Origin of the sequence: Microbacterium sp. W4I20, assembly GCF_030816505.1 — a bacterium.
Lineage (GTDB): Bacteria > Actinomycetota > Actinomycetes > Actinomycetales > Microbacteriaceae > Microbacterium.
The window spans coordinates 448,273-461,552 of the sequence record NZ_JAUSYB010000001.1 but is presented as its reverse complement, the minus strand read 5'-3'; the positions used below and the strand labels follow the sequence as shown (position 1 = coordinate 461,552).

The 13,280-nt window shown below is 68.2% G+C and carries 13 protein-coding genes; 2 read left to right on the top strand and 11 right to left on the bottom strand.

Annotated elements, in window-relative coordinates; genetic code table 11:
• Positions 1–41: 41 nt before the first annotated feature.
• Positions 42–1,619: a Rieske 2Fe-2S domain-containing protein gene (locus QFZ21_RS02240; RefSeq protein ID WP_307373990.1), complete on the bottom strand. Its 1,578-nt coding sequence runs from the start codon at positions 1,617–1,619 to the stop codon at positions 42–44.
• A 184-nt stretch (positions 1,620–1,803) separates the two neighbouring features.
• Between QFZ21_RS02240 and QFZ21_RS02235 the strand changes: the two genes are divergently transcribed.
• On the top strand, positions 1,804–2,709 hold the full coding sequence (locus QFZ21_RS02235) for a DUF4349 domain-containing protein (RefSeq protein WP_307373988.1): 906 nt from the start codon (positions 1,804–1,806) through the stop codon (positions 2,707–2,709).
• Here the strand turns inward: QFZ21_RS02235 and QFZ21_RS02230 are convergent.
• The 4 genes from QFZ21_RS02230 to QFZ21_RS02215 all read right to left on the bottom strand — a co-directional run bounded on the left by QFZ21_RS02230 (position 2,706) and on the right by QFZ21_RS02215 (position 8,085).
• A complete protein-coding gene (locus QFZ21_RS02230; protein WP_307373986.1) occupies positions 2,706–5,990 on the bottom strand; it encodes a DEAD/DEAH box helicase in 3,285 nt (1,094 codons plus the stop codon). The two genes, QFZ21_RS02235 and QFZ21_RS02230, sit on opposite strands and share 4 nt — an antisense overlap.
• 54 nt (positions 5,991–6,044) lie before the next feature.
• Positions 6,045–6,455, bottom strand: coding sequence for a transcription antitermination factor NusB (gene nusB, locus QFZ21_RS02225; RefSeq protein ID WP_307373984.1), 411 nt, complete (start codon positions 6,453–6,455; stop codon positions 6,045–6,047).
• A gap of 3 nt (positions 6,456–6,458) precedes the next feature.
• Positions 6,459–7,019, bottom strand: coding sequence for an elongation factor P (gene efp / locus QFZ21_RS02220; protein ID WP_307373982.1), 561 nt, complete (start codon positions 7,017–7,019; stop codon positions 6,459–6,461).
• A gap of 487 nt (positions 7,020–7,506) precedes the next feature.
• Positions 7,507–8,085 carry a hypothetical protein gene (locus QFZ21_RS02215; protein WP_307373981.1) on the bottom strand — a complete coding sequence of 193 codons (579 nt, stop codon included), beginning with the start codon at positions 8,083–8,085 and terminating at the stop codon, positions 7,507–7,509.
• On the opposite strand from QFZ21_RS02215, the gene QFZ21_RS02210 reads away from it, so the two are divergent.
• On the top strand, positions 8,073–8,486 hold the full coding sequence (locus QFZ21_RS02210; protein ID WP_307373978.1) for an HNH endonuclease signature motif containing protein: 414 nt from the start codon (positions 8,073–8,075) through the stop codon (positions 8,484–8,486). The genes QFZ21_RS02215 and QFZ21_RS02210 overlap by 13 nt on opposite strands.
• A 78-nt stretch (positions 8,487–8,564) precedes the next feature.
• Here the strand turns inward: QFZ21_RS02210 and aroQ are convergent, their stop codons facing one another.
• The 6 genes from aroQ to QFZ21_RS02180 form a co-directional block, all read right to left on the bottom strand.
• The gene (aroQ, locus tag QFZ21_RS02205) at positions 8,565–8,999 is read right to left on the bottom strand and encodes a type II 3-dehydroquinate dehydratase (protein WP_307381178.1); all 435 of its coding nucleotides are present in this window, start codon (positions 8,997–8,999) and stop codon (positions 8,565–8,567) included.
• Positions 9,000–9,001: 2 nt separating this feature from the next.
• Positions 9,002–9,568, bottom strand: coding sequence for a GNAT family N-acetyltransferase (locus tag QFZ21_RS02200; RefSeq protein ID WP_307373976.1), 567 nt, complete (start codon positions 9,566–9,568; stop codon positions 9,002–9,004).
• Positions 9,565–10,653: a 3-dehydroquinate synthase gene (gene aroB / locus QFZ21_RS02195; RefSeq protein WP_307373974.1), complete on the bottom strand. Its 1,089-nt coding sequence runs from the start codon at positions 10,651–10,653 to the stop codon at positions 9,565–9,567. The genes QFZ21_RS02200 and aroB overlap by 4 nt, the downstream gene beginning before the upstream one ends.
• Positions 10,650–11,168: a shikimate kinase gene (locus QFZ21_RS02190; RefSeq protein WP_307373972.1), complete on the bottom strand. Its 519-nt coding sequence runs from the start codon at positions 11,166–11,168 to the stop codon at positions 10,650–10,652. The genes aroB and QFZ21_RS02190 overlap by 4 nt, the downstream gene beginning before the upstream one ends.
• Complete coding sequence (aroC, locus tag QFZ21_RS02185; protein WP_307373970.1) at positions 11,152–12,381, bottom strand: chorismate synthase; 1,230 nt, start codon at positions 12,379–12,381, stop codon at positions 11,152–11,154. Before aroC ends, QFZ21_RS02190 begins: the two co-directional genes overlap by 17 nt.
• 73 nt (positions 12,382–12,454) lie before the next feature.
• Positions 12,455–13,267, bottom strand: coding sequence for a shikimate dehydrogenase (locus tag QFZ21_RS02180; protein WP_307373968.1), 813 nt, complete (start codon positions 13,265–13,267; stop codon positions 12,455–12,457).
• Between the last annotated feature and the right edge of the window lie 13 nt (positions 13,268–13,280).

The following is a 13,280-nucleotide window of genomic DNA, read 5'->3' as shown; positions in this document are numbered from 1 at the left end:
GCTTGTGGGGTCAGTCTATCGGAGCCCGGACGGGTTCCCGGTCAGCTCGCCTCGCGCAGCACGGGGTCGGTGACCTCGTCGATCTTCGAGGACCGGATCGGGTGGCCGCTGGTCGACAGGCAGCGGCCGGTCTTCAGGTCCCACTTCCAGTCGTGCATGCTGCACGTGAGGACGCCGTCCTCGTCGACCTTGCCCGTCTTGGTGAGGTCGGCGCGCAGGTGCGGGCACCGGCGCTGCACGACCCAGTCGCCGATCTCCGCGTCCTCCGTCTGGTCTGTCTGCTCCTGGTACCAGTTCTCCACGTACTCGATGCGGTCCACCGAGAGGCACTTCAGGAAGGTCGTGAGGAACTCGTTGAACTTGCCGCTGCGGCCCACCTGGAACTGCATGGACAGGAAGATCGAGTTCGACCAGTCGATCTCGCGGTCGCGGATGTTCGTGGAGACGAGGTCGGCGGGGATCGTGTACCAGTAGATGCACTCCTCGCCCGCGTACTCGCGGACCTTGGCGCGCGGGAAGTCGACGACCATGTCGAGGTCGCCGATCTTGAACCGCACGCAGCCGCCGACGCCGAGGCGGATCGTGCGGGACTTCTTGAGCAGCGGCTCCCACCAGGTCTTCAGGGTCTCGAGCATCTCGGCGGGCGGGATGATCTCCGCGCGGGAGGCCTCCTCGTCGCGGATCTCCTGCTGGCGGGTGGCCCGCTGCGACTCGAGGTAGTCCCACTTCTCATCGAAGATGTGCGCGATCTCCGCCTCGGTGTAGAGCGACTGCTCAGTGGTGACCGAGGGACCCTCGACGGTGACGACCGTGCCCGGGACGAAGAGGTGCCCGTCGTACTGCGGTGCGAGCTCCTGCATGTGGGCGAGGAACTGCTTCTGGTCGGTGAAGATCGATTCGCCGTTCTTGCCGACTCCGTTGAAGTCGAAGAGGTCGTCGCGCAGGAACATGGGCGGGCCCGCCATCGGGAAGACGTGCGTGGCGTCGACCTTCTCGATGTAGTACATGGCGCGCTTGTTCTGCGCGTCGCGCTTGAGCTTGGCGAAGTTCTGCTTGGCGTCGAGCGGCAGGTCGTAGACCATAGGCCACCAGATCGCGCCGGAGACCTGGGTGAAATAGGCGTCGGGCTTGCCGAAGCCCAACAGCTTCTCCAGGTCGAGCGGGTGCGAGTCGTTCTGGTTCAGCACGGAGGCGGTGCCGTCGTCAACGCTCAGCGAGGAGTCGCCGATGGGGCCGTCGCTGGGGGCACGCAGCGGCGTGATCATGATCTTGAGGTCGCCGCGCTCGATGATCTCCCCCGCCGGAGCGTAGGTGATGTTCGTGTAGCCGAGAGCGCGGATGTCCTTCTCGAGGTCGTCGATCGGGTACTCGGGCAGGAGCACCTCGATGTCCTTGCGGATGTACCGCTCGAGGAGCTTCGGGTCGAAGTGGTCGCGGTGGCGGTGCGAGATGTAGAGGAAGTCGGCCTCTCGACCGAAGCGCTCCCAGTCGAGCCCGCGGTTGTCGGGGAAAGGGAACCAGGAGCCGAAGAAGGAGGGTCCGAGGACGGGGTCGCAGATGATGTTCCCGCCGACCGTCTCGATGAACATCCCGGCATGGCCGAGTCCCGTGATCCGCATTGCATTCCTCTCGAAGTGAGCCGTTCGAGTCTACCGGCGCTCCCCTGTGCGGCTTCGGAGACGGGCCGTGAAAAGCCGCGGCGCGGACCGGTCCGTCGGGCGTTGCGCAGTCGTTACGGAACCCTGATCGGATCGTGACCGAACTCCCGGCGTCCCGAGGGATTCCGCTCACTACTCTGCGGCTATGAAGACGAAACGCAGACTGCTCATCGCTCTTGTTCTGGCGTCGACCGCGGCCATCGGTTTCACCGGATGCTCCGCCATGGGTTCCGGCGGAGACGAATCCGCGAGCGTGGACGAAGCCCCCGCCGAGAATGCCCCGGCGGCGACGGACGGCGAGGAGGTCGACACCGCTGTCGTGATCACCGGCCGCATCTCCATCGTCGCCGGCGACCCGATCACGGCCGCAGGCGAAGCGACCTCGATCGTGACCGACGCCGGCGGACGAGTGAGCGGGCGGACGGAACGGGCGGCCGAGGACGGCGGGCAGGCGAGTGCAGAGCTCACGCTGCGGATCCCCGCCGACGCCATCGAAGAGGTCCGTGCCGCGCTGGCCGACCTCGGCGAGGTGAAGGAGACGGCACTCGATTCCACCGAGGTCGGTGCGACTCAGCGCGATCTCGCCGCGCGCATCACCACTCTTCGCGCGTCGATCGCCCGTTACACCGACTGGCTCGGCACCGCGTCGAAGACCTCGGATCTGATCGAACTGGAGTCGGCGATCGCGGAGCGCCAGACCGAGCTCGAAGGCCTGGAAGCCCAGTCGCGCGCTCTGGAGGATCAGGTCGCGATGTCGACCATCACGCTCAGTCTCGTGTCGGAGTACGTGCCCGTCGTGACGGCGCCGCAGAACTTCGGCGAAGCGCTGGCGGTCGGGTGGGCCGGGTTCGGTGCCTTCTGGGGCACGATGCTGATCGCCATCGGCGTGGGTCTGCCCTGGCTCGTGCTCATCGCCGCAGTCATCGCCTGCGTGATCTGGCTCGTGGGCCGCAACCGTCGTCGTCGCGACGCGCGTCCTCCGCTGGCCCAGGTCATGCCGGATCCCGCCCTCTTCGCGATGCCCGAGCAGACTCCTCCCGCACCCCGCTAGTCGTCGAACAGACCGCGAATGTCCTCTGCCGTGAGCGATCGGGAGAACAGCTCCTCGTCGTCCATGACCGCGGTGAACAGGCGGGCTTTCCGCTGCTGCAACTCGCGCACCTTCTCCTCGATGGTGCCGGCGGCGATCATCCGATACACGAACACCTGATTCGTCTGGCCGATGCGATGGGTGCGGTCGATCGCCTGCGCCTCGGCGGCCGGGTTCCACCAGGGGTCGAGAAGGAACACATAGTCGGCCTCCGTGAGCGTGAGCCCGAACCCGCCGGCCTTGAGACTGATCAGGAACACGACCTGGTCCCCTGATCGGAATCCATCGACGACGTCCTGTCTGCGCCGCGTCGAGCCGTCGAGATGCGCGTAGGGAACGCCGGCGGCATCCAGGCGCGCGGCCGCCATGTCGAGGAACGAGGTGAACTGACTGAAGACGAGAGCTCGGTGCCCCTCGGCCCTCAGCTCGCTGACCCGATCGATCAGTGTGTCGAGCTTGCCGGAGCCGATGTCGGCGTCGTTCTCGTCGACGAGACCGGGTGCCAGGCTCAGCATCCGCAGCAGGGTCAGGGAACGGAAGACGATGAAACGGTTGCGGTCGAGGTCGTCGATCAGCCCGAGCACCTTCTGCCGCTCCCGCTGCAGCACGACGTCGTAAAGTGCGCGATGTGCGGGACTCAGCTCGACCTCGAGCACCTGCTCCTGCTTCGGCGGGAGGTCGGCGGCGACCAGTTCCTTCGTGCGTCTGAGCATGAGGGGGCGGATGCGACGGCGCAGCTGCGCCAGGCGGCGCTGACGGTACTCGCCGCCCTCCTCGTTCTCCGGGACCTTGCCCTTCTCGATCGGCTGGATGAACCGGTCGCGGAACTTGCGCGCCGAGGGGAACAGCCCGGGTGCCGCCAGCTTCAGCAACGCCCACAGGTCGGAGAGGCTATTCTCCATCGGCGTGCCGGTGACGGCGTAGGTCACGTCGGCGCGGAAGGTCGCGATCGCGCGATGAAGCTTCGTCTTCGGATTCTTGACGAACTGCGCTTCATCGAGGATCAGACCCGCCCACTCGACCGACGCGAACTCCTTCTCGTCGAGCCGCGCCACCGTGTAGGAACTCACGATGATGTCGACGGATGAAGCGGCTCGAGCAAGGGCATCCCGCCGGGTTCCGCTCGTGGTGTCGACGATGGCCACCCGCAGCTCGGGTGTGAAGCGCGCCGCCTCCGTCTTCCACGTGCTGAGCACGGAGGTCGGTGCGAGGACGAGGAACGGGCGCTTCTCCCCCGCATCCCTCGTGTGCTGCACGAACGTCAGCAGCTGCAGCGTCTTGCCGAGTCCCATGTCGTCGGCGAGGATCCCTCCGAGGCGGTGCTTCCACAGGAAGGCGAGCCAGTCGAAGCCGGACTTCTGGTACGGCCGGAGTTCGGCGCGGATCGACGCGGGCAGGAGCGTCTCGGGAACCCCGGTGGCCGCTCGCAGACCCTCGGCCATCGATCTCCAGCTCACGGCCGGCTGGGCCTCGTCGGCGAGATCCTCGAACTCCTCCCAGAGGTCGGTCTGGTAGCGACTGATCCGCGGGCCGGTCTCCCATTCGTCGAGCTCTCCGGCTTCTTCGATGAGTTCCCGGAGACGGTCGAGGCCGGGGTGGTTCAACGAGAAGTACCCGCCGTCGGAGAGCAGCAGCTTCTTCTTGCCCCGGCTGAGTGCGGTGAACAGGGGCCCGAACGGGATGTGTCGGCCGTCGATCGTCACGATGATGCCGAGATCGAACCAGTCGGAGTCGGTCGTCTCGACGGTCGTCACCTTCACCTCCGGCGTGCCGGTGAGTTCGCGATACTCCTTCCGGACGCCCGTCGTGACGATGGAGACCCCGGCGGCCTCGAAGGCGGGGACCACCGTGGCCACGAAGGCGGCTGCATCGATGTCGTGGAACGACCCCGAGGGGAGAAACCTGTTCGTGGTGTGCTCCTGCCACACGGACTCGAGCTCGACGCGTCGGGCCGCTTCCGCCTCGGGATCACGGATGCTCGCGGGGCTCGCCGCGAACGGCACGGTGCCGAACCCGCGATAGGACCAGGCGAACGAGTAGCTGACGACGTCGCCTCGCTCGAAGGCGACGTTCAGCACGGGCTCGGGGGCCGGGATCTCTGGCAGTGAGACGTCGCCGACGGTCCGCACCGCAGAGCGTCGTGCCAGCAGCGGGTAGGCCTCCGTCACGAAGGCCTCCTCCTCTTCGGCCGGAACCACGATCGTGTGCGGTGCATCGAGCAGGGCGCGCACCTGCTCGCTGAGCGGCACCTCGGCGAGGGCGATCCGCATGCGGTTGCCGATGAGCTCGGCGGCGTACACCCCGGAGCGTCCGATCGGATGCACATGCGCGGCGGCGATGGGGCGGCCATCGATCACCGCGTCGGCGCCGACGGTCAGCGTCCCACCTTCATCACGGGTGATCGTGGCCGACACCTCGGCGGAGTCGGCCAGCTGCACGATCGCGTTCTTCTGACTCGCGACGAGCGGGATGCCCAGCGCCGCGCCGGAGCGGAGGTGCGACCACAGCAGGCCCGATTCGATCTGATCGACGACGAGCCAATCACCGGCGTTGCCGGACAGCAGCGAATCGCGCGAGATGCTCAGCAGGTCGCCGAACCAGCGGCTCTGCACGCGGCCGAACTGGGAGATGTCGCGGCGCACGACGTCCCAGCTCGCCTGCCCCTGGATCCACGCGCCCGTCTGGTGGCTTCGCATCAGGGGACGGATCGCGAGGAGCAGCTCGCCCGCCGACTTCGCGAGGTCTCGCGGCGTGGCGGGGCGCACCGCGCGAGGGGCCCAGTGGTTGTCGCCCCGGGGCGCGCGGTGACGCAGCTCGACGCCGAGGGCCAGCGGGCGCTTCTGTCCGGTGATGGCCGGCGCCACCAGCGCACGCCACGACGGTGGCGCGGGCTGGGTGGGCGGCGGCGCGGACGTCACAGCGACCCTCGCTCCGTCCTGCTGCGAGTACTCATGCACGTTCGAGGCCAGCAGCGCGGCGATCACGTGCTTGCATCCGGAGCGCACCGGGCACGAGCATCGGGTCGAGCGCACATGCCTCTTGCCGTTCGAGGAGACGAAACCGACCTCGACGAGATACTCGGCGTCGTTGCTGCCCTTGACGTGCCCCTCGAGCTCCTGCTGCTCCTCGTCCCAGTCCAGGTCGAGGACGTTTCCCTCGCGGAAGTAGGCGAGTCCGCGGGCGTACCCACCGGCGTCCGTGATCTGCATCAGATCGCGGAGGTCGACGTGCGGAGCGGGCATGCCAGCATCCTTCCCGTGACATCCGACATGGGCTCAGCGACGCGGCTGAGCCGGTCAGGCGGCGCGGGCCACCCGGGCGAGGACTCCGTGCACGAACGCGCCGGAGTCGTCGGTGGAGAACTCCTTGGCGAGTTCGACCGCCTCGTCGATCGCGACCGCGGTCGGGATCTCATCGTTGTAGACGATCTCCCAGACGCCGATGCGCAGAAGGGCGCGGTCGACGGCAGGCATCCGCTCGAGCTTCCAGTCGCGGCTGTGCGTGGCGATGTGCTCGTCGATCTCGTCGCGCTGATCGATGATGCCGTCGACGATCTCCCGGGCGTAGAGCCAAGAGGCCTCGCGGGCTGGTTCGCTCGCGGCTCGCTTGGCCTCGGCCGCCAGTGCCACAGCGACGTCATCGCCCCGCACATCGGCGGAGAACAGGATGTCGAGAGCGCGCTTGCGCGCCTTCGTGCGGGCGCTCACGCCTTACTTCTCGCGACCGAGGTAGTCACCCGTGCGGGTGTCGACCTTGATCTTCGTACCGGTCTCGACGAACAGCGGGACCTGCATCTCGTAGCCGGTCTCGACGGTCGCGGGCTTCGTGCCGGCGGACGAGCGGTCGCCCTGCAGGCCGGGCTCGGTGTACGTCACCTCAAGGATGACAGATGCCGGGAGGTCGATGTACAGCGGGTTGCCGTTGTTGAGCGCGATCGTGACCGGCTGGTTCTCGAGCAGGAAGTTCTTCGCCTCGCCGACCGTCGCCGCACTCACGGTGATCTGGTCGTAGTCCGACGTGTCCATGAACACGAAGCTGTCGCCGTCGGCGTAGAGGTACGTGAAGTCGCGGCGGTCGACGTTCTCGATCTCGATCTTCGCGCCGGCGTTGTAGGTGCGGTCGACGACCTTGCCGGAGACGACGTTCTTCAGCTTGGTCCGCACGAACGCGCCGCCCTTGCCGGGCTTGACGTGCTGGAACTCGATGACGTTCCAGAGCTGTCCGTCGATGCTGAGAACGACGCCGTTCTTGATGTCTGCGGTAGATGCCATGCGCTGAGAGTTCCGTTCCTGAGTCTGTGGGTCCGGCCTCTCCCCCGCGGTACAGGCAGGGCCGACAGTCGATTCTACGGGATGCGGGGTCGGGTCCGGATTCGGCGGCGATTCGGGGTCGCCGGGAGTGGGTCGTGCGGTCCGGCGTCCCGGGCGGATCCACCGATATATAACAGACGCGAGAGTCGCAGAGTTCGAACATAACTACTAAACTCGAGTCATGGGCGAGAACAGCGACAGGAGCGACCAGTCCCGCGGTGCGGGCGCCGTTGTCGCGCTGTTGCTGGATGACCTGTCGTGCACCGACAACGAGGCGAATCGACAGGCGGCGCTGCGATGCGAGCGAATCGTCGGCGCGCTGGAAATGTCGCGCCGTCACCCGGAGATCTACACGCATCATGCCGATCCGGCGATGGCGGAGCGGTCGGCAGTCCTCGACATCGCGCTGCGCCTGCGTCTCTCGGAGGATCAGGTGCGGGAACTGCAGTCAACGGCGGGCTGGGCGATGCGCCACCTTCCTGAGCTCTGGCGGCAGGCGCGAGACGGCTTCGCTTCGATGACCAGCATCCGCCAAGTCGTCACGCTGCTCCATGCCATCGTTCCGCCCGCGGATGCTCCCCAGGAGATTCAGGATGCGGCGGCGGAGGTCATCGCGAAAGTCGACGGCGCAGCCGCCGGCTGGGTGCTGACCTGTCCATCCGCGGCGTTCCGACGGCGCGTGAAAAGGCTCATCGACGCCGTCAGCGGCGACCTCGCGGCCCGGCGTCACACGCGCGCGATGGCCGATCGGAAGGTCGTGCACGCGCCGGCGGGCGACGGCATGTCCTGGATCAGCGCTCTGGTGCCGACTCACGAGGCCGTCGCGATCTTCGGGCGCCTCACCGCCACGGTTAAGCACCTGCAGAAGGACAAGCGCGAAGGGCGCACCCGCGACCAGATCCGCACGGACCTCTTCATCGACTGGCTCAAGGGCACCGGAACGCCGACGGCGGTCAAGACGAAGATCTTCGTCACTGTGCCGGTTCAGCTGCTGGCGCTGGTCAGCCCGTTCCGGTGGAGCAGGCATCGATCGTCGGCGGAGACACGATCGATCCCCTCACTGCCCGGCAGCTCTTCCTCGAGGCGAAGACCTTCCGGCGGCTCATCACCGATCCGGTGCAGGGCGTCGTCCTCGACATGGACCGCCGCTGTTACCGTCCGACGAGGGCGCAACGCGAGTGGATCGCCGTTCGACACGGCACGTGCTCACGAGACGGATGCACACGGCTGGCGGTGGATGCCGATATCGATCACGATCGTCCCTGGAGGGAGGGCGGCGAGACGAATCTCGCGAATCTGCGACCGCTGTGTCCCCGCGATCATGCGCATCGACATCGCACGCGAGCCGTGTTCCGTACGCGTTCAGATCGGACGGTCGAGGTCACCACGCCGACCGGCTTCGTCAGCGACGCTCCCCCGCCGTTCTGATCCCCCGCGGTTCCGCCGCGTTCATCCTTCCGAGCGAAGCGGGCGGGACCGAGAGCGCGCTGCAGCCGACACCGGGTCTCAGAGTTTCGCGATGAGCTCCCGCACCGCTTCCGCGTACCCCTCGACCCCCTGGCCGATCACACGCACGGCGGCGACATCGTGCAGGTACGAGTGGTGTCGGAACTCCTCGCGGGCGTAGACATCCGAGATGTGCACCTCCGCGAACGGCAGGGCGACCCCCGTCAGGGCATCGCGGAGGGCGACCGACGTGTGCGTGAGTCCGCCGGGGTTGATCACGATGCCCGCGCAGTCCGCCCGCGCGGCATGGATCGCATCGATGAGCACACCCTCGTGGTTGCTCTGCACCGCGCGCACCTCATAGCCGAGCGCGTCGGCCGCCGCAGCGGTGAGCTTCTCGACGTCCGCGAGCGTCGCGGTGCCGTAGACATCGGGCTCACGCGTGCCGAGGAGGTTCAGGTTCGGGCCGTTGACGAGCAGCAACCGGGGGTTCATCGTCACGACGACACCTTATCCGCGTTCCTGAGATCTGCTTCGAAGAGCGCACGACTCATCTCCAGCTCCGGTCCGATCGACGAGGAGAAGCGAGCGCCGGTCTCGACGAACCCCACGCGCCGGTAGGCCGCCTGGGCGCGAACGTTATCGGCGTGCACATCGAGCGTGAGCGACTCGTCACCGAGGCTTCGCGCCCAGGCCGCGGCGGCGCTGATCAGTGCGTCCACGACCCCGCTGCCGCGGTGCTCCGGACGGACGAAGACGCCCACGACGTCACCGCGTGGCGCGGTCACGTCTCGACCATGATGATCGGTGTCGCCCGCATCCCAACGGATCACAGTGACGGTGCCGATCCACTCGCCGTCGACCTCTGCGACGAACTGCGCCGCAGCGTCACCGCTCGCTGCGTTGAAGGCGCGGTCCTGCCAGAACTCATCGGGATGAGCCGCCTCCGCCTCGTACGAGTGGAGGAACGCGATCGGCGCCAGCGGGTCGCGAACCGCGTCGAGGCGCAGGTCCCGCACGAGCTCCCACTCGTCGGCGCGAACACGGCGTCCGGCGACTGTCATGCCCCGATCTCCTGGTACGCGGCGAACATCAACGACTCGTCGGGCGCCTGCAGCACGGTCGGCTTCGCGATGTCGTCGAGCAGGATGAACCGGAGCATTCCGCCACGGCTCTTCTTGTCGCGCTGCATCGTGGCGAGCAGCTGCGGCCACGCACCGGCCCGGTAGGAGGTCGGAAGCCCCAGAGACTCCAGGACCGTGCGGTGGCGCTCTGCGGCAGCATCCGACAGGCGACCCGCGAGACGGGAGAGCTCCGCGGCGTACAGCATGCCGATCGACACCGCCGCGCCGTGGCGCCACTTGTACCGCTCCGCATGCTCGATCGCGTGTCCCAGGGTGTGGCCGTAGTTGAGGATCTCGCGAAGCCCGGCCTCGCGGAAGTCGTCGGAGACGACCTTCGCCTTCATGTCGATGGCGAGTTCGACCGCACGACGGAACTCATCGGTGGTGGGGTCCACCGCTCGCGCCGGATCGGCCTCGATGATGTCGAGGATCTCGGGCGCCCAGATGAATCCCGCCTTCACGACCTCGGCGAACCCGGCGGTGGCCTCGTTCGGGCTGAGGCTGCTGAGCTCGTCGAGATCGCCGATCACCGCTCGCGGAGCCCAGAACGCCCCGACGAGGTTCTTCCCCTCGGCGGTGTTGATGCCGGTCTTGCCGCCGACCGCCGCATCCACCAGCCCGAGCACCGTCGTCGGCACCTGGACCAGCTGCACGCCCCGCAACCAGGTCGCCGCGACGAAACCGGCGAGGTCGGTCACCGCTCCCCCGCCGTAGCCGATCACGGCATCCGACCGAGTGAAGTCGGCCTGTCCCATCACCTGCCAGCAGAACGCGGCGACCTCGATGCGCTTGCCCTGCTCGGCGTCCGGCACCTCGGCCAGCAGAACCTCGCGGGGGCCGTTCTCGGTGTCGCCCAGCAGGCGGTCGCGCAGTTCTGCGGCGCGTGCGGCCAGCGTCGGCGGGTGGATCACCAGGATCTTGCGCACTGTCGGCTCGAGCGCGGCCGACACCCTGTCGAGGATGCCCCGTCCGATCGAGATGTCGTAGGCATCGTTCCCGGTGACGCTGATGGTCGTCGTGCTCATCGCTGTTCTCTCCTCCATGCCACGATCTCGTCGGCGATCTTCTGCATCGGCCGCCGCGACGTGTCGAATGTCTTCCCCGCGACCTCGTCGTACCAGGCTCGGCGCTCGTCGAAGATGCGCTTCCAGTTCTCCAGCGGATCGTCCCCCGCCAGCAGGGGCCTGTTGCCACCCCGGATGCGATCGGCGACCGAATCTGCGCTGACGGTGAGGAAGACGACCGGATGCTGTCGCAACAGTTCTCGGGTCCCGGCGTCGGTGACGGCGCCTCCGCCGAGGGAGATCACGCCCCCGCCGTCGAGAGCCGCCGCCACGGCCGCGCGCTCCAGCACCCGGAAGTGCGCTTCGCCGTGCTCCGCGAAGATCGCCGGAATCGGGCCGTGTTCCGCGACGATCCGCTTGTCGGTGTCGATGAACGGCACACGCAGCCGTCGCGCCACCCGGCGGCCGATGCTGGTCTTGCCGGCCGCCATCGGGCCGACCAGCACCAGCGTGAGCGGATCAGCCTCGCTCGTCATGCGCGATGAGCGCTGCCTCGGATGCGGGCGACGTGCGCAGCTCCGCCGGGATGCCGGCAAGGTAGCCGTCGAGGTTGCGTCGCGTCTCACGGACACTGTCGCCGCCGAACTTCTCGAGCACGGCGTTCGCGAGCTCGACCGCGACCATCGCCTCGGCGACGACGCCCGCTGCGGGCACGGCGCACACGTCGGAGCGCTGGTGGTGCGCCGTGGCGTCCTCGCCGGTGGCGACGTCGATCGTGCGGAGCGAGTGCGGCACAGTGGCGATCGGCTTCATGCCGGCGCGTACGCGGAGCACGGTGCCGGTGGACATGCCGCCCTCCGTGCCTCCCGCTCGGTCGGAGCCGCGAGTGATGCCGTCGGCGGTGGCGAAGAGCTCGTCGTGAGCCGCGGATCCGCGCCGACGCGTGGTCTCGAACCCGTCGCCGACCTCCACACCCTTGATGGCCTGAATGCTCATCAGGGCCTGAGCGAGCCGGGCGTCCAAGCGACGGTCCCAGTGCACGTGCGAACCCAGCCCGGGCGGCAGGCCGTAGGCGAGCACCTCGACGATGCCGCCCAGCGTGTCGCCGTCCTTCTTGGCATCATCGACCTCGGCCACCATCAGCGCGGAGGTCGCAGCATCGAAGCACCGCAGCGGATCGGCATCGAGGGCATCGACGTCATCCGGGGTCGGCAGTACCGATCCCTCGGGCACGCGCACCGGGCCGATGGAGAGCGTGTGGCTGACGAGACGGATGCCGAGCTCGCCGAGGAACGACCTCGCGATCGCGCCGAGAGCGACACGGGCCGCGGTCTCGCGGGCACTCGCACGCTCGAGGATCGGACGGGCCTCGTCGAAGTCGTACTTCTGCATGCCGACGAGGTCGGCATGGCCGGGGCGCGGGCGGGTCAGAGGCGCGCTGCGACCGCGGGACTTGTCGGTGAGCTCGATGGGCTCGGGGTTCATGACCTCGATCCACTTCGGCCACTCGGTGTTGCCGATGCGCAGAGCGATCGGGCTGCCCAGCGTCTTGCCGTGGCGGACGCCGCCGGAGATCGTGAGCTCGTCCTGTTCGAACTTCATCCGCGAGCCGCGGCCGTAGCCCAGCTTGCGGCGGGCGAGGTCGGCCTGGATGGCCTCGGACGACACCGGGACGCCGGAGGGCAGACCCTCCATGACGGCGATGAGTTCTGGGCCGTGCGATTCGCCGGCCGTGAGCACGCGGAGCATTAGTCCAGTCTCCCATGCGTTGGGAGGTGTGCCGTGCCGCGTTTCGCCGAAGGGCGCCGATCAGGCTCCTGCGTCAGAGTGCCGCGCGCATGGCCGCGACCACCGCTGCCTCGTCGGGGAGCTCGATCGTCGGGTCGCCGTGACGGAAGATCCTGATCTGACGCACGGCCTGGTGCAGCAGCATCCCGAGTCCGGAGATCACCGGAGCGTCGCCCCAGACCCGTGCGAGTGCCGATGGCCAGGGCGCGTAGGCGGCGTCGAACAGCGCGCCGCCCTGGGCAGCAAGAGGCGCGACGACCTCCGCCGGCAGCGCGGTTCCGCTGGGGAGGGTCGCGATCGTCAGATCGACCGGCGACGGGAGCGCGTCGAGCGCATGCGCCTCGACCGCGACGCCGATCCGATTCCCGAGGTCGACGAGTCCCGCCGAGCGCTCTGGACGACGGGCGCGCACATCGACCACGGTCGCGCCGATGTCGGCCACGGCGACGAGGGCGGATGCCGCCGTGGCCCCGGCACCCAGGATGCGCACACTGCGCACGCCCTGGACGCCCGCTTCCGCCAGAGCGTCGATGATGCCGCCGACGTCGGTGTTGTACCCGGCCAGATGGTCACCGAGCAGCAGGGTGTTCACGGCACCGGTGAGCTCCGCGTGCGCATCACGCGAGGCGGCAGCTCGGAACGCCGCTTCCTTGAGCGGCATGGTCAGCGACAGCCCACGCCACCTGCCATCAAGCTCACCGAGCGCGCCGAGGAACTCCTTCTCGGCCACCTGCTGCCGGCCGTACTCCCAGTCGAGCCCGAGCACGCGGTAAGCCGCCGCGTGCAGCGCCGGAGACTTCGAATGGGAGATGGGGTCTCCCCAGACCGCGAGGTGATCGCCGTTCATGCGTGCCGCTTCC